At 39.3% G+C, this 21,160-nt stretch carries 22 protein-coding genes and 1 riboswitch; of the genes, 8 read left to right on the top strand and 14 right to left on the bottom strand.

The genetic code is table 11. The annotated features are described in order from the left end of the window. Nucleotides 1-15: 15 nt before the first annotated feature. The gene (locus ACOZ9X_RS15880) at nt 16-1,212 is read right to left on the bottom strand and encodes a class I SAM-dependent rRNA methyltransferase (protein ID WP_423419054.1); all 1,197 of its coding nucleotides are present in this window, start codon (nt 1,210-1,212) and stop codon (nt 16-18) included. Further along, nucleotides 1,209-3,350 carry a DNA helicase RecQ gene (gene recQ, locus ACOZ9X_RS15875; protein ID WP_423419053.1) on the bottom strand — a complete coding sequence of 714 codons (2,142 nt, stop codon included), beginning with the start codon at nt 3,348-3,350 and terminating at the stop codon, nt 1,209-1,211. The genes ACOZ9X_RS15880 and recQ overlap by 4 nt, the downstream gene beginning before the upstream one ends. A 165-nt stretch (nt 3,351-3,515) precedes the next feature. On the opposite strand from recQ, the gene ACOZ9X_RS15870 reads away from it, so the two are divergent. The 5 genes from ACOZ9X_RS15870 to ACOZ9X_RS15850 all read left to right on the top strand — a co-directional run bounded on the left by ACOZ9X_RS15870 (nt 3,516) and on the right by ACOZ9X_RS15850 (nt 6,874). Beyond that, on the top strand, nt 3,516-3,863 hold the full coding sequence (locus tag ACOZ9X_RS15870) for an ASCH domain-containing protein (RefSeq protein WP_423419052.1): 348 nt from the start codon (nt 3,516-3,518) through the stop codon (nt 3,861-3,863). Nucleotides 3,864-3,874: 11 nt separating this feature from the next. Further along, complete coding sequence (locus tag ACOZ9X_RS15865; RefSeq protein WP_423419051.1) at nt 3,875-4,318, top strand: hypothetical protein; 444 nt, start codon at nt 3,875-3,877, stop codon at nt 4,316-4,318. 279 nt (nt 4,319-4,597) lie between these two features. Then, on the top strand, nt 4,598-5,026 hold the full coding sequence (locus ACOZ9X_RS15860) for a hypothetical protein (protein ID WP_423419050.1): 429 nt from the start codon (nt 4,598-4,600) through the stop codon (nt 5,024-5,026). Nucleotides 5,027-5,170: 144 nt separating this feature from the next. After that, on the top strand, nt 5,171-5,371 hold the full coding sequence (locus ACOZ9X_RS15855) for a DUF3311 domain-containing protein (protein ID WP_137791444.1): 201 nt from the start codon (nt 5,171-5,173) through the stop codon (nt 5,369-5,371). Continuing rightward, nucleotides 5,372-6,874 (top strand): sodium:solute symporter family protein, encoded by a 1,503-nt coding sequence (locus ACOZ9X_RS15850; RefSeq protein ID WP_423419049.1) that lies wholly within the window; start codon nt 5,372-5,374, stop codon nt 6,872-6,874. It abuts the gene before it with no gap. Between the two features lie 72 nt (nt 6,875-6,946). On the opposite strand, the gene ACOZ9X_RS15845 is transcribed toward ACOZ9X_RS15850, so the two are convergent. The 3 genes from ACOZ9X_RS15845 to ACOZ9X_RS15835 all read right to left on the bottom strand — a co-directional run bounded on the left by ACOZ9X_RS15845 (nt 6,947) and on the right by ACOZ9X_RS15835 (nt 9,051). Continuing rightward, nucleotides 6,947-7,390, bottom strand: a complete 444-nt coding sequence (locus ACOZ9X_RS15845) for a hypothetical protein (RefSeq protein WP_423419048.1) — start codon at nt 7,388-7,390, stop codon at nt 6,947-6,949. Nucleotides 7,391-7,407: 17 nt separating this feature from the next. Continuing rightward, nucleotides 7,408-7,845: a LytTR family DNA-binding domain-containing protein gene (locus ACOZ9X_RS15840; protein WP_423419047.1), complete on the bottom strand. Its 438-nt coding sequence runs from the start codon at nt 7,843-7,845 to the stop codon at nt 7,408-7,410. A 225-nt stretch (nt 7,846-8,070) separates the two neighbouring features. Continuing rightward, nucleotides 8,071-9,051: a spermidine synthase gene (locus ACOZ9X_RS15835; RefSeq protein ID WP_423419046.1), complete on the bottom strand. Its 981-nt coding sequence runs from the start codon at nt 9,049-9,051 to the stop codon at nt 8,071-8,073. Nucleotides 9,052-9,192: 141 nt separating this feature from the next. Between ACOZ9X_RS15835 and ACOZ9X_RS15830 the strand changes: the two genes are divergently transcribed. Together ACOZ9X_RS15830 and ACOZ9X_RS15825 are read left to right on the top strand one after the other, a co-directional pair. Continuing rightward, nucleotides 9,193-9,954 (top strand): ferritin-like domain-containing protein, encoded by a 762-nt coding sequence (locus tag ACOZ9X_RS15830; RefSeq protein ID WP_423419045.1) that lies wholly within the window; start codon nt 9,193-9,195, stop codon nt 9,952-9,954. A gap of 12 nt (nt 9,955-9,966) precedes the next feature. After that, entirely contained in the window at nt 9,967-10,644 is a 678-nt protein-coding gene (locus ACOZ9X_RS15825; RefSeq protein ID WP_423419044.1) for a peroxiredoxin, read from the top strand. A 50-nt stretch (nt 10,645-10,694) separates the two neighbouring features. Here the strand turns inward: ACOZ9X_RS15825 and ACOZ9X_RS15820 are convergent, their stop codons facing one another. Further along, the gene (locus ACOZ9X_RS15820; RefSeq protein ID WP_423419043.1) at nt 10,695-11,060 is read right to left on the bottom strand and encodes a YbaN family protein; all 366 of its coding nucleotides are present in this window, start codon (nt 11,058-11,060) and stop codon (nt 10,695-10,697) included. A gap of 30 nt (nt 11,061-11,090) precedes the next feature. Further along, nucleotides 11,091-11,573 carry an acyl-CoA thioesterase gene (locus ACOZ9X_RS15815; protein WP_423419042.1) on the bottom strand — a complete coding sequence of 161 codons (483 nt, stop codon included), beginning with the start codon at nt 11,571-11,573 and terminating at the stop codon, nt 11,091-11,093. Nucleotides 11,574-11,732: 159 nt separating this feature from the next. Next, a riboswitch (cobalamin riboswitch) is annotated at nt 11,733-11,912 on the bottom strand. 125 nt (nt 11,913-12,037) lie between these two features. Here ACOZ9X_RS15815 and ACOZ9X_RS15810 point away from each other — a divergent pair. After that, nucleotides 12,038-13,165, top strand: a complete 1,128-nt coding sequence (locus ACOZ9X_RS15810) for an MGDG synthase family glycosyltransferase (RefSeq protein WP_423419041.1) — start codon at nt 12,038-12,040, stop codon at nt 13,163-13,165. A 473-nt stretch (nt 13,166-13,638) separates the two neighbouring features. On the opposite strand, the gene ACOZ9X_RS15805 is transcribed toward ACOZ9X_RS15810, so the two are convergent. The 7 genes from ACOZ9X_RS15805 to ACOZ9X_RS15775 all read right to left on the bottom strand — a co-directional run bounded on the left by ACOZ9X_RS15805 (nt 13,639) and on the right by ACOZ9X_RS15775 (nt 21,026). After that, on the bottom strand, nt 13,639-13,851 hold the full coding sequence (locus ACOZ9X_RS15805; RefSeq protein WP_423419040.1) for a hypothetical protein: 213 nt from the start codon (nt 13,849-13,851) through the stop codon (nt 13,639-13,641). A 111-nt stretch (nt 13,852-13,962) separates the two neighbouring features. Then, nucleotides 13,963-15,330, bottom strand: coding sequence for a GH1 family beta-glucosidase (locus ACOZ9X_RS15800; protein WP_423419039.1), 1,368 nt, complete (start codon nt 15,328-15,330; stop codon nt 13,963-13,965). Nucleotides 15,331-15,345: 15 nt separating this feature from the next. After that, nucleotides 15,346-16,122 (bottom strand): carbohydrate ABC transporter permease, encoded by a 777-nt coding sequence (locus ACOZ9X_RS15795; RefSeq protein ID WP_228116232.1) that lies wholly within the window; start codon nt 16,120-16,122, stop codon nt 15,346-15,348. A 129-nt stretch (nt 16,123-16,251) separates the two neighbouring features. Continuing rightward, on the bottom strand, nt 16,252-17,151 hold the full coding sequence (locus tag ACOZ9X_RS15790; RefSeq protein WP_423419038.1) for a carbohydrate ABC transporter permease: 900 nt from the start codon (nt 17,149-17,151) through the stop codon (nt 16,252-16,254). 66 nt (nt 17,152-17,217) lie between these two features. Further along, on the bottom strand, nt 17,218-18,528 hold the full coding sequence (locus ACOZ9X_RS15785; RefSeq protein WP_423419037.1) for an ABC transporter substrate-binding protein: 1,311 nt from the start codon (nt 18,526-18,528) through the stop codon (nt 17,218-17,220). Between the two features lie 102 nt (nt 18,529-18,630). Further along, a complete protein-coding gene (locus tag ACOZ9X_RS15780; protein ID WP_423419036.1) occupies nt 18,631-19,641 on the bottom strand; it encodes a LacI family DNA-binding transcriptional regulator in 1,011 nt (336 codons plus the stop codon). A gap of 143 nt (nt 19,642-19,784) precedes the next feature. Then, a complete protein-coding gene (locus ACOZ9X_RS15775) occupies nt 19,785-21,026 on the bottom strand; it encodes a helix-turn-helix domain-containing protein (RefSeq protein ID WP_423419035.1) in 1,242 nt (413 codons plus the stop codon). Between the last annotated feature and the right edge of the window lie 134 nt (nt 21,027-21,160).

The following is a 21,160-nucleotide window of genomic DNA, read 5'->3' as shown; positions in this document are numbered from 1 at the left end:
ATCCCCTTTCGCCGGTTAGCTTAATTTTTCAATGAACACTACTTTTAAATAGTTACCCTCTTTGAACTCTTTGTGAGTTTTAAAATCTTGTGGAAGCTTAAACTCTTCCAAAATGTTATACGTTCCGCCTGTTTGTTTAAAAGCTGACGCTATCATCTCTTTGAACTTTTTCATCCCAAATGTTGAGCAGTTAGAAGAAGCTACGATTACGCCGTTTCTTTCTGTAATCTGGATCGCTTGTGCTAACAGTCCCGGATAATCTTTCCCAGCACTGAACGTATGTTTCTTAGAACGCGCAAAACTCGGAGGATCTAAGATTACTAGGTCAAACGAGAGCTCTTTTCGAACAGCATATTTAAAATAGTTGAACACATCTTCTACGATGATGTCGTGGTCCTCATAGTTCAGACCGTTCACACTAAATTGCTCTTGCGTCTTGCTTCGGCTTCTATTCGCTAAGTCAACACTTGTCGTTTTCAGAGCACCACCAAGAGCGGCCGCAACTGAAAACGCTCCTGTGTAAGAGAACGTGTTAAGAACCGTTTTCCCTTTCGCATATTGATCACGAATCGTTTTTCGAACATCACGTTGATCTAAGAACACACCGACCATCGCACCATCATTCAGATAAACGGCAAAGTGGATTCCATTCTCTCGTACGATCAGGGGACTCGGCGCTTGTTCACCTTCAACAAAATCGTCATCATCAATATATTTTCCTTTTACAGCAAAACGCTTCTTCTCGTAGATGCCTTTTACTTTAACAAGCTCTTTAAGAGAAGCGATCACTTCATCCTTAAAAGAGTAGATGCCTTCACTATACCAAGTTAGAACGTAGTAGCCGTTATAGTGGTCGATTGTCAATCCACCGATTCCGTCTCCCTCACCGTTAAAAACGCGGAAAGCTGTCGTTTCATAATTGTTAAAAAGATCTTGTCGATGGTTGATCGCTTTTTTAATTTTCTTTTCAAAAAATGCTTGATCGATGAGTTCTTGTGAATTTTGCGTGAGCACCCACCCACGTCCTTTGTTTTGTTTACCGTAATATCCCTTACCGAGGAACACATTCTTTTCATCAAAAAGTTCAATGATCGTTCCTTCTTCTTTTACGTTGCTTATATTTTGAACAGCATCTTCTGTAATCAATGGGAAGCCTGTTTTTAACCCTTTTACATAAGATGGTTTTACTTTTAATCGGACATTCTTCTTCATCTTGTCACCCGTTTCTTGTTTTCGTTTTGCAGCAAGTAAACTTTAATCATAAAGTAACTTACTTCTTCAGGAAGTAATTCTTTGATCGGCTTTAACTTTTCTCCGCCAGCTTGTTGAATGGCATCTTCAATCTTTGTGACATATTCATCTGGAATGAGACCCTCCATCTGAACATCCATTCCTTCTTGCATGCATTGAATAAGGTGATTCTCGACCGTACTTAGTGCTAGTTTCCGATGCTCAGCGATTTCATCGACTGACATCTTCTCTTTATAGAGAGTATATGTTTCAAGATGAGAATCAGGCGTTGTCTTTTTAGCAGGTGCTTTTGCGACTGTGCTCTGATCCGCACTTTCTCTTCGCTCAGGGTGTTCAGTTAAATAATTTGAAATAGCAGAGATAAACGTCTCTCCATACTTCTCTAACTTATTCTGACCCACACCCGTCACACTCAAAAATTCAGTTCTTGACTCAGGCAGTTTCACGCACATATCTTTTAACGCGGTGTCTGCGAAAATAACGAACGGTGGAACGTTCTCTTGTTCAGCTATTGTCTTACGTACGATTCGAAGCTCTTCGAATAACGGGTCATCTGCAGCCACTTGTTTAGTTACGACCGCTTCTTTACGCATGATCTGTTCTTTTCCGAGCAAGATATCTTTCCCTTTTTCTTTAATATAAAGAGTTGGGTACGTACCATGCTCGACGGCGATGATCTCTTGTGAGATAAAAAACTCAATGAGGTCTGTTATTTCTTTCGTGCTTTTATCTTTCAGCATGCCGTAAGTTGGCAGCTTATTAAATCGCATCTCTAACACTTTTTTATTTTTGGAGCCGGTCAGTACTTGTGCGATCAATGTCTTTCCGAAACGCTTCTGCCCCATTCGCACAATACAGGACAACACGATCTGCGCTTCTCTAGTCACATTGATGCTATCACGATTATCTGTACAGTTGCCGCATCGTCCGCAAGGTGGTATTTCTTCATCACTAAAATAGCGGACGATTGATTGCTGCAAACAGCTTTCTGTGTAGCAATAGTCCACCATGAGTTGAAGCTTCTCAAGCTCTTGCGCCATACGATCCTGTTCACTAGACTGATCGATCAGAAAACGCTGTACCTGGACATCTTGAGAGGAATACAGCAGGATACATTCACTTGGAAGTCCATCACGGCCTGCACGACCCGCTTCTTGATAATAACTCTCCATGTTTTTGGGTAACTGAAAATGGATAACATATCTAATATTCGATTTATCGATACCCATACCAAACGCAGAAGTAGCCACCATAACGGATGATTCATCTTGAAGAAATTGTTCTTGTTGTTCCATGCGCTCGTTGTCATTCATCCCTGCATGGTACCGTGAAACGTTGATGCCGCTTTTTTGGAGTGTCTCATATAGCTGATCCACCGTCTTACGTGTTGCTGCGTATATGATTCCCGCTTCTTTCTCGTTCTTTTTGAGAAAATCTTTTAAGTAAGAAAGACGATCTTGTCCCTTAATCACGGAAAAGGATAAGTTTTCGCGCTCAAATCCCGTTAATACCGTCTTGTTCTCATTAATATCAAGCGACCAGCAGATGTCCTGGCGCACGCGTGGTGTAGCAGTTGCCGTTAACGCTAGTACAACAGGACGTTTTGAAAGATTCCCTATCATTCTTTGAATACGTTGGTAGCTCGGTCTGAAATCGTGACCCCATTGCGAGATACAGTGTGCTTCATCTACTGCAATCAAAGGGATATCAATCTGTCGCAAGTGATCCATAAAGTCATAAGATTCAAGGCGTTCTGGTGCAATATATAAAAGTTTATACTCACCGCTTTTCGCCTTTTCAATTCGTTCTCTAGCCTCTGCTGCTGTAAGTGAAGAATTGATGAAGGCTGCGGAAATACCTAACTGCAATAATGTATCAACCTGATCTTTCATTAATGAAATTAAAGGAGAAATAACAATTGTTGTTCCTTCAAAAACAAGTGCAGGTATTTGGTAACAGATCGATTTCCCGCCACCTGTAGGCATGACACAAAGTGTATCGTCACCCGCTAAAACCGATTGTATCGCTTGCTCTTGTCCGTTCCGGAATGAAGAATAACCGTAATGCAAATTTAGCATTTGCTTTGCTTTTTCTATCAAAACTTAAATTAGCCTCCCTCAGGTAGAGTCATCTCTTGATTATAAAGGTACTGACTCCACATAGCAAAGACACTTCTTACCGTTTTCTTCCGATAAAATAGACAGACTCTCTTTTAAAATGTGATACATTAGGAATTGGAGAAATGAAAAAAGGAGTTTTTACATATGACAAATCATGAAAATACCAATTTACCACCAAAAACTTGTACGATTGAAAGACTCGTAACGATGCCAGCTGATGTTGCAAAAGTTTTAGAAGGTAAGAAAACGGCTACTCGTCGTAACGGACGTTATGCAGACATTGGGGAGATCATGGAGTTAGAAGGTCATTCGTTCGTAGTGAACAATGTTTACCGCCAATCCCTTGGTGAACTAACCGACCAACATGCCCAAGACGAAGGCTTTGCAACAGTTGAAGAGTATAAGAACTCTATCCTTTCGTACCACCCAGGTATGCCGTGGCTTCCTCATATGCAAGTATGGGTTCACGAATTCACTCCTGTTAAAGGTTAACTTGCAACTAAATGGAAGTTTGGTATCGCGTTATCTTGTATATCCATATTTTAAGCGTAATCATTTCTGTCGGACCTTTCTTTATTCTGTTCCCACTGATTAAAAAGCTGAGAACGGCAAGAGGAGATGAGATGCAGGCTCACATTGGCACGTTTCGGTCTGTCGTTTGGCTCGCTAAACACGCTGGTCACGTTCTAGTCTTATCAGGTTTATTACTTGTATTTACCGGACCATGGACGTGGGATACACCGTGGATTCTTATGACTCTAATCGTATTGTTCTGCTCGCTTTTCTTTTTAGCGCGCGCCTTTTCACCTACACTTCGTAAGTTTGATGATGAAACGCATGATAAAGCGTCGCTAGCTCAGAAACTGCAGCGTGCCGTTTGGATATACCTTGGATTGTTGATGATCATGCTTTGGTTTATGGTCGGAAAGCCATATTTATGGTTTTGATAGGTTGGAAAAAGCCGCTCCCTTTTATGGATGCGGCTTTTTTTACGTGTCGTCCATTTGGAATGGACAAATTTAGCTTGGCAGACTAAAAATGTGGAATGGAAAACTCGTGGATTTGATGCAGCATGCATATTTCTGGATTCAGAAGCTATTTTGGTGGATTCATCTGTTCGTATCCAGCTGGCAAAGAAATAGGGGGCTATGTAAGAAGAAATTTGCCTCTCTATATAGAATAAACTATGTATTAAACTCCATTTTCAGATGAGGAGGCATATATTCATGAATTTACATCCGATTACAGTCATCGAAATTATGTTCACCGTAACTTTGATCAGCACACTTTTCATTATTGCTTTCTTAATACCAAAAACAAAACGAAAAACCGGCTTATACACAGCCAGTATCATAACAACTCTCGTTTTACTATTTTTCATCATACGTCCCTTTTGGATCGACTATCACGTTTCCGTAAAAAAACAACAGCTCACCCTATATCTAGAGAAGCAATTTCCTCATGAAAAGTGGCAGATTACACAAAACATCGGACGGCAATACAATCCTTATATCTTTTTAGTAGAGTTTCATAACGAAAAGGGTTGGAAGTATCACTATTTTGTAAAGAATGCAGACCACATCAAGCAGAACGGTCTTAGCATGCCAGATGGTGTTGAACAAATGGAAGGTAAACATGAGCGAAATGATTGGTAGAATAAAAGCTTGAAAACCCTTTCATTATCTAATAATATTAAATATTTTAAAAATTTATATAATTCCCCTTGTCCCTCTCTTTTTTAGCTGTTATGATTGTGAACATTATATTTCAAAAAACACCACAGAAGGGACACATGCAGCATGAAGAAATTATTATTAATTGTATTGATTTCCGCTCCTTTTATCGCACAACTGGTCGTTCTACCATTCGTAAACAGGATCGATCCTATTATTTTCGGACTACCGTTTCTTCAGTTTTGGTTGTTTTTGTGGATTGTGCTAACTCCTTTTTGCACATTAGGAATCTATCAACTTCAGAAATCAGAAGGGAGCCTGGATTAAATGCAGCAAGGTAATCTTACAGCACTATCTATCACTATTTTTATTATCTTAACAGTCGTTCTGATCGGCTTTCTTGCCGGCAGGGACAAAGCTACCCGAAGTTCTGTTGAAGAGTGGTCTGTTGGTGGAAGACGCTTTGGAGGCCTACTTGTCTGGTTTCTAGTCGGGGCAGACCTTTACACAGCTTATACGTTCCTAGGTTTAACGAGTACTGCGTACACAGCTGGAAGTCTCGCATTTTTCGCGATTCCCTACTCGGTTCTGGCGTATTTTATCTCTTATTTTTTCCTTCCGAAGTTATGGAAAGTGGCAAATGAGCATAAGTTAACCACTCTAGCAGACTATGCTCGCGAACGTTTTGACTCTAAGCTTTTATCTTCACTCATCGCCATCGTCGGCGTACTTATGCTGATACCGTATATTTGTCTCCAGCTGAGTGGTATTCAAGATACGCTTCAGGTTGCTGGGACAGGCTTTATCAATGTAAAAGTGGTCGTGATCACCTCTTTCTTGCTCGTTGCACTATATACATTTTTCAGTGGGATCAAAGGACCGACTTATACGGCAATCATTAAAGATGTTCTAGTGTGGGCAATCATGTTGTTCATGGTTGTGTCTCTTCCAATCATGCACTTTGGCGGCTGGAATCCTATGGTTGATAAAATCGTAACGGAAGCTCCTCACCTTTTAACGATTCCAGAGTCTGGGCCAAAAGGTGTTACATGGTTCATTACAGCAGCTTTTGTATCATCACTTGCTCTTTTTATGTGGGCACATGCGGCAACAGGCGTTTTTACAGCAAAAAGTGCAGATGCCATTCGAAAAAATGCACTGTATCTGCCGCTTTATAATATCGTTTTAATTCTTGTTGTTTTCCTTGGATTCATTGCTTTTCTTGTTTTACCAGATGGGACGGATCCTAGGTTTGCTCTTCTTGCTTTGATTCAAACGTCTTATGGTGGAATCGGTCAGGGATTAGCGTACTCTACAATTGCACTCGCATCACTCATTCCCTGCTCTATCATGGCGATCGGTGCATCAAACCTATTTGCAAACAACATCTATCGTGACCTTATCAATCCAAAAGTAAAAGGACCGAAACTAACGATGATCACCCGCGGCATGGTTTTCGTTGTTATCGGACTCGCCTTATTGTTCGGTCTTGTATTTCCACAAGCGCTCGTTTCGTTACAATTGCTTGGTGTATCAGGGATGGTTCAGATTTTCCCTGCAATCGTTATCAGCTTGTTTTGGAGAAATCAATCTAGAGAAGCTACCATTATTGGCCTGATTGTGGGACTTGTCGTTACCTTCACAGTCTATTCAACAGGTACAAGTCTTGGAATTTATGAAGGTTTCTGGGGATTGATGGCTAACTTTGCAACAGTAGTTGTCTTGAATCCGATCTTTGTAAAAAAAGCAAAGCACTCATCAAACGCTGTAAAGAATTACTTGTTTGATCAGTCATCAAAACAAGAACAACTTGTACGAAAAGGAGCATAACTCTAACTCCACATTATAGAAAAAAGCTTGAGTCGAAATCTTTTTGACTCAAGCTTTTTATTATGCTAAACATTAACGAACTTGATTCTGCTCCCGATAATGCTGCATCTTCTGATTGAACTGAAATCCTAGCACTTTAAAATAGATGGTGAATCCAAGTATGCCGCCCAAATAAAGAATGTGAAATAGAACCAACATCATATAAAATGTTTTACTTCCCCACTCGAACCAGTTAAATACTTGGGACATGCCTGTTAACACGAAGCCTAGAAAAGTATATTGAATTACCAGTCTCCAACTATTTGATAACTTTACTTTAGTGTCCTCAGTCCAAAACAGGTAATGCAAACCAGTGATCAGAATACTAATAAAGAAGATTTGAACAATCATTTCGAAGGAAATCTCTCTTATTCCCAGCATATAACCAAACACAACATATATTATGATGCCTGCGGAAAAGAATAAACTCATGATTGTTTTAAATGCTACCGTATACGCCATTACTTTTTTAAACATAACATCGCCTCCTTTATTTAAAAACCTAACTTTTCCTTCAAAATAGGAACATACTGCCGGGATACTATCATGTTCTCTCCATTCTCCATCTTCACTTCTAACCTGCCTCCGATTCGTGGGGAAATGGATTGTAATCGATCGAGGTTCAATATACTTGCTTTCGTAGCACGAAAAAAATTCACATCCCCGAAGAGCTCTTCAATTTGATACAACCTTAATGACACCTCATAGACGGATTTTTCGGTATAAGCAAATGTCTTTTTATCAACTGATTCAAAATAATAAATATCATTCGGTAAAAGAAGATGAATTTTCCCTTCTTTTGTACCTAATACTTTTCTTTCAAGAGATCTTAACGAAGTTAAAACTTTAATAACTTCATCATTTAATGTTTTGCATTTCACAACAATCTCTATGCTTTCATGATCATCACTTTCATGAATTGTAAGCTTCATCTCATACCCCCTTTTATGTGATTCATATTATTTTTACCCAGTATATGTCATGATCTTCTCATCGTAAATCCAATTCTGACCAACCTGTTACAAACCTTTACCAAGTTGCACTCACGGCTTCATGAATCATAAAATTATTACCGAACAGTTTTTACGAAGACGTCATTTACTCTAGTCCACATTTAAAAACAAAAAAGCACTTGTAAGTTACACAAGTGCTTTTTGTTAATTATTCAATTCTTTTCTTACAATCTCCAAGAGAACCGTGTTCTGGTCTGTCTGAACCATCCCTTGGTTCTCTTTATTAATTAGATAGTAAGGCAGTTCTAACACATCCCTCAGTCTGTCTTCCGTTAAGAATGGCGTAGTAACTTTTAGTTGAATATCATCCGGTTTTAAAGGAAATGTGGCAGCAAGGATATAACCCCAATCTACACCCGTCTTGTTTGAGAAATTGTGAAATGGAATTGTGAAGAATCCGCATTCTTTTAACGTCTTTTCGATGCTCCACATATATTCTGGCATCAAGTTGACGGTTGAACAGGCAATGGATAGTACACCACCAGGGTTTAAGTGTTCTTTTAACTCATGATAAAACTCGAAAGAAAACAATCGGGAAAGACTAGGACATCTCTCAGTTGGTTCGGGTATGTCCACTATGATTACGTCCCACGTTTCTAGGCTTTGTTCTACAAAACGTCTTCCATCTTCAGTCTTCGTTTTCACTTTGTGATGATTTAATGCATCTTCATTAAATGACACTAATCGGTCGAAGCTTTTCCCGAGGTTCATCATCTCTTCATCAATATCTACTGCAATAATTTCTTCTACATCTTCGTAACGTAAAGTTTCTCGCGCGCTGATCCCGCCTCCACCACCGATGATTAAGATGCGTTTTGCGTCTTTCGCTGCTGCCATCGGAACATGTACGATCACTTCGGCATACTCATTCTCATCCTGTTTCGTACCAAACATGATCTCACCGTTGCTGTACACCCATACTTCTTCTCCCACTTCGACTAGTGCGATTTTTTGTGTAGATGTTTTAAACGTTTGAAGCACTTTGAAATTTCGTTGTGGCCTCTGACCATCATTCATAAAGGTTACAAAAGAGCCGTTTCCACATTTCACCCAATAAAAATACACACTTGCTTCTACTATAAAAACTGCGGCTGCACCAATCGCTAGCCACATGAGCTCATCCACTATGAACACTCCTTATTTTGAACAAGTTATATTCACATTTCTATTCATTCATAGAACATGTGGTGTTGAAAAACTTGTACATAAGCAAAATTTAGGCGTCTGCATAGAATAATGCGACAATCATTTTTTGGAGGTTATCTTATGAGTTATATGAATCCACAACAGCAGCAACAAGACAGCGGACAGCAACAGAGTGATGGGCAGCAGCAAGCTCTTCAACTATCCCTTCAACTCGTCAGGGAAGCCGTTGCTGGCGAAAGAGAAGATCAATTATTTTACGAATACTTAATTTCTGAAGCACCTACAAACGAACAAAAATTAATCATCGCATCTATTCGAGATGATGAAAAAAGACATAACAAGCTTTTCAGAATGATCTACAGAGATCTTACTGGTCAAGAAGTTCCACCTGCGAACGGAGAAGAGTTTCAGAAACCGAAAACCTATAAAGACGGCCTTGTAAAAGCTTTGTTCGGAGAACTTGCAGCTGTCGAGAAATATCGTGTTATTCGTCAAGGACTTCCTAATACCTATTATCGAGACATTCTTTTTAACATCATTACAGATGAGATCAAACACAGCGCAAAATACAACTATTTATTCACGTTAAACAGTACATCAACCTCTCCTCGTTCTTTTCAACAAGAACACCGAATGCCACAAACAGAGAGCTTAGCTGATCAATGGGTTTCGTACATTGATCCGTTGGTGCAAAGAGCCTTAAAAGAAACCGAAGAAGGCATTAACCTAACTCATCTCTATCAGGAATTTATTTTATCTGGAGTTCTTGTTGGTCAAGGATTTACACCTCAACAAGCTATTGAACAGGTAGAGAAATGGGAAAAAACAGGAGAGTCTCAGCTGTTGAAAAAGAGCAAGATGATGGGAAACCAAGGAAGATAGGAGAAGAGAGGGATGGAATCTACACAAACATTTTCAAAGCCTTTTATTGGCGATCAATTTCCGGAGATGACGGTTCATACAACCCTTGGGGAACTTGTCCTCCCAACAAGTTATCAAGGTCATTGGTTTGTCCTCTTTAGCCACCCAGGTGACTTTACACCCGTGTGTACAACAGAGTTCGTAGCATTCCAGAAGCTCATGCCCGAGTTTACAAAGCTAAACACTTATTTAATAGGATTATCTGTTGAACAAGTATACTCACACTTAAAGTGGATCGAATGGATACAGCAGAATTTAAAAGTAGAGATTACTTTTCCGATCATCGCGGATAGTCTAGGCCGGATTGCTACTAGACTCGGAATGATCCACCCGACAATGGGAACCAGAACAGTAAGAAGTGTTTATATCGTAGATCCGACAGGCAAGATTCGTCTTATCCTTACGTATCCTGAAAATGTTGGCCGTAATATCAACGAGATCCTAAGAGCGGTGAAGGCGTTGCAGACAGCAGATCGCAATAAAGCAGCAACACCTGCAAACTGGCCAAAGAACGAGCTAGTCGGAGATCGTCTGATTGTTCCAGCACCTACAACCATACAAGAGGCGAAGAAACGTGCAGAACAAGCACAAAGTGGAGAGATTGAGTGCTACGATTGGTGGCTATGTACAAAGCCACTACATGATAGATAGAAAGAGCAGCCTTTGATTAGGCTGCTCTTTTTAAGTCCACACATTTTTCTTTATGCTGTTTTAATCTTAACGATAAAATAGTAATACTTATACATTACAACTAGAATTAAGATCACTCTTACGATCATGCTGTCAGTAAGAATAAAAGCGATCAAAATCATTGAATCTGAAAACAGACTGATCATGATTTTTTTCTTTTTAGTGAGCGAACGATTTTTCACAAAATCATCTAGATGCTTTTTATAGATGTCGGTTCCTTTAAACCACACTTCAAACTTTTTTGAACCTTTTACGAAAAAATAAGATGCCAGTAATAAAAGAGGTGTGGTAGGAAGCAACGGCAACACAATTCCGATCACGCCTAAACCGAGGAAAAAGAACCCCAATGCTACAAATATGATGTTTTTAATTTTCATTGGAATTCTCACTTCCTTTATTTTTCAAACTTAAACTGTACCGTTCACATTTTTATATAACAAACGCCGTTCTTTCCTTAGTGGTGCTCCTTTAAAGAATGCTTCTTCCTCTTCTGTCTCAGGAATTACACTTGGTACCGGAAACGGCTTACCGTTTTGATCGATGGCGACCATCGTTAAGATCGATGTGGTATTCAGCGTTCTATTTCCCGTCTCTAGATTTTGACACTCTACTTTTACGTAAACTTCCATCGACGTTCTTCCGGTTGAGATCACGACACCTTCTAATATGAGGATGTCTCCCACTTTAGCTGACGATAAGAAGTTTACATTATCAATGGATGCGGTGACAACCACTTTCTTGCTGTGCTTCATGGCGGCAATCGCTGCAATCTCATCAATGTACGATAAAACGGTACCACCAAATATTGTTCCCATGTGATTCGTATCAGGGGGCAATACCAACTTTGTTTGAATCGTTCTTGAGATGTTTGCGGATAACTGTTGTTCCATACCATACCCTCTTTTCTGAAGCTTGAAAGCTCCTCTTTTTTGAGGGAGTTAGTGAACAAAGAAAAAAACCCATCACAAAAGACGGGTACGTAAGAATACATAACAGAATGATTGATCTATTAAATATCCCTCGTCCTATCTTCCCAACTCCCGAAGAAGATCAACGCTATAAAGATGGCAGGTCTCCTGACTTGTGCATCAGCCTACTCTAAGCCCTTCCCGTCGGATTGACAGTGGTTTTGCTTATTTCGTCAGCACTTACAGTTGCGGGTACAGTTCTGGTCTTACACCAGATTCCCTATTAAGTCTGTAACAGACACCATAATTATCGGATCTTATGAAATTATGAATCTCTCTTATTGTAGCATTAAACATTTCTCTTTTTACAAAACATTCTTTTCTTCTTCATATTGCGTTTAAATTTCCCTGCTATGCTTTTATTAAAAGACTGGGGAGGTTTTCTAATGATACGTCCAACAGCATTAATCCTTACAGCTAACTATGGCAGCGGCCATGTTCAAGTCGCTAATGTTCTCGCTGAAGAACTAAAAAGCAAAGGATTTCAACCTGTCATATCAGATTTATTTGGGGAAGCTCACCCCATCATGTCCCAAGTCACACAATCTATATTTATCAAAAGCTTTTCACACGGCTCTTCCTTTTATAAATGGTTCTATTATGGAACAAACAAATTGAATGCCAATACGATTACACAATTTTCTCGTTATTTAGGAAGAAAAAGATTCTTAGAATTGATCAATGAACACCAACCCCGATTTGTGATTACAACCTTTCCCCTTCATGCTGCTCCATTTCTTATAAAAAAATCACGGTTCAATATTCCCATCTATACCGTGATCACAGATTATTTTGCTCACCCTTTTTGGATCAATCCATCGATTGATCACTATTTTGTTGCCTCCGATTCAGTCAAAAACGGGCTGATCAAACATGGTGTGGCTGAAAATAGAATTACTGTCAGCGGTATTCCAATCCGTACAGATTTTTATCGTTCCATTGATAAAAAGGACGTGTTTGCTAAATACGGTATTACGTCTAGCAATCGGGTCGTGACAATCCTAGCTGGTGCTCAAGGTGTGCTGAAAAATGTTAAGGTTCTAGCTCAGCGTCTTTTGAAGGATCCTTCTTTGCGAGTAATTGTAGTATGTGGAAAGAATAAAACGTTGCATGAGAAGTTAACACCATTAGCCGAACAACATCCAGGTTCATTCAGATTATTCGGTTACGTAGATGAACTTCATGAAGTCTTAAAGATTTCACATTGCTTAGTAACCAAGCCAGGCGGAATCTCCATTACTGAAGCTGCTGCTGTAAGAGTTCCACTCATCCTTTATAAGCCCGTTCCAGGTCAGGAAGGAGAAAACGCTAAGTATTTTGAAGAAAAAGGTGCTGCATTTGTTGTTCAAACTGCAGACGAAATCGTGGAGAGTGTTCAGAAGTTATTTGATAACGAAGCTTTGTTGAGTGGCATGCAGAGAAGTTTACAACTCATTCACAAGGCTCACTCTTCTACATTGATTGCTGATTATGCTATTGAAGATGTACAAGGGCTATCTCAAGTTACACGTTAGATTTTTAATGGATACAACATCTTACATCGGTTTTCAGATAAATGTTTCGTTTAAAGAGGTTAGCAAATATTTTACGAAGACATAAAAAGACAGAGAGAAACAGAACTACTTGGAATCTGCTGCCTTTTTAATGAGATGCTTTAACTAATTGACCATAAAGCCTTTTAAGTGCTCACAAACCTGGTTCTTACTTATACCAGGCGGGGTATCAAGGCTTTTGATTCGAGAATTTTTTGGAATAATCCTAGAAATTTTCGATTTATTCCGGCGAGTTTTTGTGATATTCCAGCGAGTTTAACCCATAAATCGGCGAGTCGACATACCTCGACAAGTATACACTAGCCTTATACCCCCTACCTCAACAACGCAAAGCAAAGTTTAATCATTCACACACTCATCCTATGATACACACCCCAAAACAAATAAACGGGCAGATTCGCTATCATCAGCGATTCTGCCCGTTCTATAAAACTTTAATCTTCCTTAGCACCGTCTTCCGCAATGGCTCGAAGGTCTGCATAAAAAAATTCATCATTACACAAAGGGGAATGTTCCTTTTTATTATCATATTTCTCAACGATTTCCTTTAGTTCACCCGTGTCACCTTTAGCGTTTATGATCTCAACAAGCTCGTTCATTCCGTCTGAAGTTTCTTCGTCAGTTCGTTCTTCATTCTTATCCTTCATATCTATCCCTCCTATACGTTTTTAGCTTCCCCACTCAGGAAAATTTTACACAAAACAAAAAAGCCCCTAAGCTACGTCAGGGACTTCAATGGTTATTATTATCTAAAAAAATCAGCTTACTGTAATATTATCCGTTTCTTTGTTGCTGTTATTGGTTCCTCTGTTTTTCACGATTTCTGCATAACGGTATGCGCTATCTTTCCAGATTCGCTCTTGAGAATCAAAGTCTACATAGATGATTCCAAATCGTTTGTCATAACCGAAGCTCCACTCAAAGTTATCCATGAGAGACCATAGATAATAGCCTTCAATATTCATGCCTTCATCGTTCAGGTCAGAAACCGCTTGAAGATGCTTTTCGATGTAATCGACACGGCCTTGATCGTGGACGCGTCCGTTCTCTAGCACGTCATCAAACGCTGCCCCATTCTCTGTAATATAAATAGGAAGATCCGTATACTCTTGTCTCAGCCTTCTGATCAGATCTTTAAACTCTTCTGGCGCGATATCCCATCCCATGCCGGTTTTCTCATAATCAGAATGAGCCCCTCTATGTAAGAAGTCATTTGCAGCAGAGAATTCAACAATGCCTCGGCTATAATAGTTGATGCCAAAGAAATCACAAGACGTTGAGATGATCTCCATATCTCCTGCTTCAATAAAATCATATGAATGAACATATTTAGAGAATAAGTTCATCATATCAACAGGATATTGCCCTTTAAAAACAGGATCTAAGAACCAGCGATTGGAATAACCGTCAGCATTATTCGCTGCAAGCTGATCGTTCACAGAATCTGTTTTTGCGTAGATCGGTGAAAGGTTTAACGTGATACCGATCGGCGTTTTGGATTGAAGCTCGTTCTTTAAATATTGTACAGCTTTTCCGTGAGAAAGCAGCATATGGTGTACGGCTTTAACTGCTTCATCCATGTTCGTATGTCCTGGTGCATGAAATCCTTGATGATAGCCTAAGAAACCAGCACACCACGGTTCGTTATGCGTAATCCAAGAATCTACCTCTGCATCAAGCTCTTGAAAGCAGACTTTCGCTAAATCCATGAACCAATCTACTGATTCACGGTTCACCCATCCGCCTTCCTCATGCGCCCAAAGTGGAAGATCCCAGTGATAAAGCGTGATCGCAGGTTTGATTCCTTCTTCACGTAAACGCTGCGTCAATTTTTTGTAGAAGTCCATTCCCTCTGCATTCAACACGCCTTTTTCAGGAAAAATACGTGGCCAGGAAACTGAGAAGCGATACGTCTCTACACCAAGCTTTTTAATCTGCTGAATATCTTCTTCAAAACGGTAATAATGATCACACGCTACGCTCCCGTTATGCTGTTGATATACTTTACCCGGCGTATCACAGAAAGTATCCCAGATCGAAAGTGTTCTTCCGCCTTCAAGACGAGCTCCCTCAATTTGATAAGAAGATGTTGCTGTACCAAACACGAAAGACTTATTAAAATGCATAACTGTTTCTCTCCTCTATTCTTTGATAGAACCTGCTGAAATGCTGTTGACGATATATTTTGATAAAAATAGGAAAGCTACCATGATCGGTACCACGGAGATGGCGATCCCTAAGTACATGGAACCTAAGTTTTGAGCTACTTGTGATCCTTTTAAGAAGCCCATCAACACAGGAAGCGTGAACTTTTCAGGTGAGAATAAGACCACTAACGGCATGATGTAGTTGTTCCACGACCCGATGAACGTAAAGATAGACATGGTCGCGATCGCTGGCATCATGATTGGAATCGCGATCGTGTGAAAGATTTTAAATTCACTTGCACCATCGATTCGTGCTGCCTCAATCAAACTTGGATGCAGCGTTGTTAAAATGTACTGGCGCAAAAAGAACACCACGAAAGGACTTGCTGCTGCCGGAATGATTAATGGAATATACGTATCCAATATTCCTAAGTTTTTACATAGTTCATAAAATCCGATTAACCCTAATTGGCCTGGTACCATCATCATCACTAACATGAAAACGAACATTGCATTCTTGCCCTTAAACACGTAGAACGCAAATCCATAAGCCGTTAATGCTGAAAAGTATCCCGACAATAACGTCACGAGAACAGAAATGATTAAGCTGTTCTTAAAACCCGCCCAAATATTGATATAGCTCATCATCGTTTGATAGTTTTCAACGATCGCACTCCCAGGAATTAGAGTGAAGCCTGAAAGGATTGCTTCATTTGAGCGTGTAGCGTTAACAAGCATCATTAGGAACGGAATGAAACACACGATTGCCATAACGATCAATACGGTATAGATTAAAAGCTTTGGTATACTGATTTTCCGCTTCGGTTTTGTTTCTATAACACTTTTCTTTCCAACAGAATTTGAAAGGCTATTATCTACGGCTGTTTTTCCTATCATGCTTTACACCTGCCTTGGTTGTTTACGTTCTTTCCCATACATCCCTTTGAAAATAAAAGCAGAGAAGATGAGCGTTATAACAAATAGTCCGTATGCGACTGCCGCAGCATATCCGTAGTTGTTATACTTGAAGGCTTGATTGTATAAATAGAGCACCATCGTATTCAATGAGCCATCTGGTGATCCTATTCCATCTGTTAAAAGCATCGGTAGATCAAACAATTGAAGACCTCCAATGAGAGAGGTAATCATGATATAAAGCAGGATAGGCTTTAATAGCGGAATCGTAATCTTAGAAAACGTCTGCCAGCGGTTTGCACCATCGATCAATGCTGCTTCGTAGTAGTCTTTCGATATACCTGATACACCTGCCATTACAACGATAAAGGAGTGACCAAACCACATCCACGTTAAGATGAGTGAAACAGATAGCTGTGCACTCGTTGGTTCGTTCAGCCAGTTGATCGGGTCTGAAATAATTCCTAGCTTCATTAACATCATGTTTAATGATCCGTGCTGCCAATCTAGTAAGATTCCGAACAGTAGAGCAACTGAACTGATTGTAATTAAATTTGGAAGATAAAAGATTGCTCGAAAAAATGCGATACCTTTCAACTTAACTCTCATATCAGAAAAGATCATAGCTAGAATAAGAGCAAGTCCCATCTGAAGCGCAAAGTTCACACCCCATATCTTCCATGTGTTAAAGAAGGCTTCTACAAAATAAGTGTCTGTGAGGAGTCGTTTATAGTTTGCTAGACCTACTAATTGAGCTTCCCCACTACCTGTATAATTGGTAAAGCTATAATAAAAGGTTAGGGCGACCGGATATATACTGAACACTAAGAAGACGAGCCAAAATGGAGCAATAAAAAAATAGCCATAACGGTTTAAATTTTTCATCTCTCCTCCCCCTTTCAAAAGATAGGTCAGTGGCGAGAAAAAGTTTCCCGCCACCGTCCATAAAGCTTATTTTTTCGGTACTTTTATGTCTGGATATGCATTTTGTGCCTTTTGATAGAACTCATTAATGGCTTCTTTTTTAGATTTCTTACCTGTTACATATTGCTGCACGGCATTTCCGTATAGCGTATCTAACTGTTGATCGTACTTCGTTACGATTCCAGGTGTGATCTTAGTAGATTGGTCTAGGAAGAATTGATAGTTGTTCTGTCCGCCTAAGAATTTGTCACTAAAATCGTCCTTAATAGAATCGGTTACAGGTAGATAAGAGAGAACATCTCCTGTTTCTTTACTCCAAGATGTTAAAAACTCATCATCTTGCGTCATCATTTTCACAAATTTATAAGCAAGTTCTTTGTTATCTGATTTGTTGTAAACTCCAAGCCAAGTTCCACCCCAGAAATAAGGAGTCGGACCGCTTGTTACTGCCCAGTCACCAACAGATTCCTTAACGTTCGTTTTTAGAACGCTATGTAATCCCCATGTAGGAAGAACATATGAGAATACTTGTGTTTCTTTTTCCTTGCCGCCTTCTTTTACCTTAACCGGCTTATCCATACCTTCGAACCAAGAAGGTGACCATTCAGGTGCTAGAGCTGTGTAACTATTGTCGCGAAGCTTTTTAGAATAATCCATGTACTGAATCTTTTCTTCTGTCAGCTGAAGTTCGTTGTCTTCATTCACCCATGGCTGCGGGTTGTCACCTTGCGCGAACCAACGGATCGACCCTTCATCCGGGAACATGCTATAACCTTTTGACTTCATCTTTTCTGCTACTTCAAACACTTTATCCATCGAGCTCATCATCTCTCCAACTTGAGTTGGATCGTCCGTTCCTAATACTTCTTTAGCGATGCTTCGCTTATAATAGATGCCTCCAGGAGTCGTTTGCCAAGATAGTGCGCGTACATTGCCATCTTTATCTTTACCTAGGTCAAATACATAAGGTACATACTTATCGGAAAGCTTATCTGCGTTATATGGCTTTTCAGATAAGTTCTCCCAATAACCTGCATCTACCCATTGTTTTAAGAATGCGATCTCTCCCGTGAAAACGTCAGGAGCTCCAACACCACTTTCTAGTACAGGCTTTAACTTTGTCGGGTAGTCAGCAATCGGAACAATCGTTAACTCCACTTTCACACCGTTCTTTTCCTCAAATGTTTTGATTGGTTTTTTCAATTCATCTGTAAACGACCAGATTCTTAAATCCACATCTTTCTTTCCATTACCAGATGACTTTGAATCGCTTGAACAACCTGCAAATAATCCCACCAACAAAATAGCTGCCAAAAAGATACCTAACTTCCTTTTCATGTACAAACCCCTTCCTTCTTTAAAGTTTATAGAGCGAAAGCGGTTTCGTTTTGTTTCAAAATAAATATTCGAAACCGCTTTCGAATTATCCTAAAAAAATTTTTATTTTTTTTGTGCGCATGATTCACGAATGATTAATTCGACTGGTATGCGCTTGGATGTAATCAGTTTTTTCTTTTGAATAATCTGTTTCATTAATAACTTTGCGGCTTGATACCCTATCAAATCCGTATCTTGCTTAATCGTTGTTAACTTCGGCGTAATGTATGCCGCCATTTCAATATCATCATAGCCGATGATCGAAATATCTTCGGGTACAGATAAACCCTTCTCTTTTATGGCCTCAATTGCACCGATGGCCATATGATCTCCTGCAACAAATACCGCTGTAGGTACATCTTCTAGCATCAGAAGTTTTTCCATAGCCGCTTTGCCTTCGCCGATTGAGAACAATCCACCATTGATGAGGTAGCCATCATGAATCGGCAGGTTTAACTCATTCATCGCTTTTTTAAAGCCTTTAATTCTTTCTGCGCCTGCATCCGTTAAAGCATCGCCAGCAATATGAGCGATCTTTGTATGACCAAGTGAATGCAAGTAGTTAACTGCCAGCTTTCCACCTTCAATATTATCCGAGAACACAAGACTGCAGTTCTGTTTGTTCATATCTATAACAACGATAGGAATCGTGCTGTTTATCATCTCTAGTACTTGCGGATCTTGTGGATCGGAACAGATTACTACAATGCCATCAACGGCACGGTAAGAAAAGTGTTCTAAATAGCTAATATCCCGATTACGCAGATTTCTTGAAGCGAAGATCAGATCATATCCCTCTCGTTCTGCATTTTTTCTAAAACTTTCTATTATGGCACTAAAGAAAGGATGTTTCATTCCTACTTCATTCGACTCAGAAAACATCACACCAATCGTCCAAGACTTTTTTGTTGAGAGCGACTGAGCATGTGCATTAGGCAGATAGCCCATCTCTTCAACTGCTTGTAGAATTTTCTGCTTCGTTTTTTCACTCACATCAGAATAGTTATTGAGTGCTTTTGAGACGGTTGTCGTTGAAAAACCCGTCTTTTTTGCAATGTCATAGATTGTAGCCATTGTTATCTCCTCTTTACCGAAAGCGCTTTCGTTAATTGAAATTATAACTGACAGTAAAATAAGTTTCAATATAAATTTTCTAACTTTTTTGAACAAAAAAAAGACAGGGGACTTTGTATCCGACCTATCTTGCATGACATTATTTAATCTTTAGCTAAAAACAGAGCCGAAATTTCAACTGCTTTCTCGTACTGCTTCGTGTCGGCATAATAGTGGTATAGCTGCTTTCCAAACTTTTCGATCCTGCTGAATTGATTATGAGCTTGAAAAAATGGCATTGCTATATTTTCTAAATAACTGAAATAAACATCCATCTCGCTCTTTAAGATATACAGGTGAAGTTGAAATAAGTGAAGATATAACTGGTGCTTTAACATTTTGGCTGCTATTAATCCTTCTTCTGCGCTTTTTAAATTCTGCTTTTGAGACTGCAGTTTTCCATCGATACTATTGTCCAAAAAATTATACAATCGGTTTAAATAGATCGCTGTTTTTTTATCAGCCATCTTTAATGCTTTGCGATAATAAATGTGCGCATTCTCATAATCTTTCCTTTTGAAAAATTCAAGTCCTAAATTATGCAGAAGCATCCCGATAATACCAATTTCGTTTAACGTTTCACTGTCCTGAATCAACTGAAGGTAACGGTTAACTTTTTGTTCAAATTCATGTTGTGTTGTACATTCTATTTGAAGCAGCATGACTGATTCTGCTTGGATAGCTCTTGAGAAGTTGTTGTTTCTCTTAAAATAGTCCACAGCTTTTTTAGCATTAATATAAGCCATCGTTTTGGATTCAACCCACTGATAAGCCATCGCTAAATGATAACAGTATTCTTCATTTCCATAGGAGAACTTATCAATCGTACTCAAGAGCTCAATCGCTTTCTTACGATTCTCTACATGAAAATTGTTATACTTCTGCAAATAATAGATTCCCTTTACATGCTTATACATGTTGTCCTCGTAAGGAGTCAGGTGTTCAGTTTTTATTCGCTTTAAAACCTCTGCTGCTTTTTGTGGCTCTTTTTTCAAAAGATAATAACGAGCAAGCACCAATTGATAAAGTGCTGCATGTTTTGAGGATTGAACAATCGGAAATTGATCTAGTTCACTTTTTGTCTTTTCTACTTCTTTCATTCTTTGCATGATAATAGAGTTGTGCCATTGATGAAGTTTCTTCTCCATATCTTGAAAGAACTGCATCTCCATCTGTATATCGATATCTAGCCGTTTTGAGAATAACGCAATAATCTCCGTTGAGTACTTCGTCTGCCCCCGCTCAATTTTACTAACATGTGTTGTCGTACAGATATCTTTGCCCAGTTGCTCTTGAGAAAGTCCTCTTCTTTTACGATAAAATTTTATAATTTCTCCCTCAATCATATGTGTCTCTCCTCATGAACAAATGTTTAATGATAAAAGTTTCTTTCAAAATCGTATTTTTCCTTCTATAGTCATGTTTTTAAGTCTTAGTGCTCACTATTTTTCCATAAAAAATCCACGAAAGAATAATCTCT

Origin of the sequence: Fictibacillus nanhaiensis (assembly GCF_049537595.1) — a bacterium.
Taxonomy (GTDB): domain Bacteria; phylum Bacillota; class Bacilli; order Bacillales; family Fictibacillaceae; genus Fictibacillus; species Fictibacillus nanhaiensis_F.
Note: the sequence above shows the minus strand (reverse complement) of the source record. Positions and strands in the feature narration are given on the sequence as shown.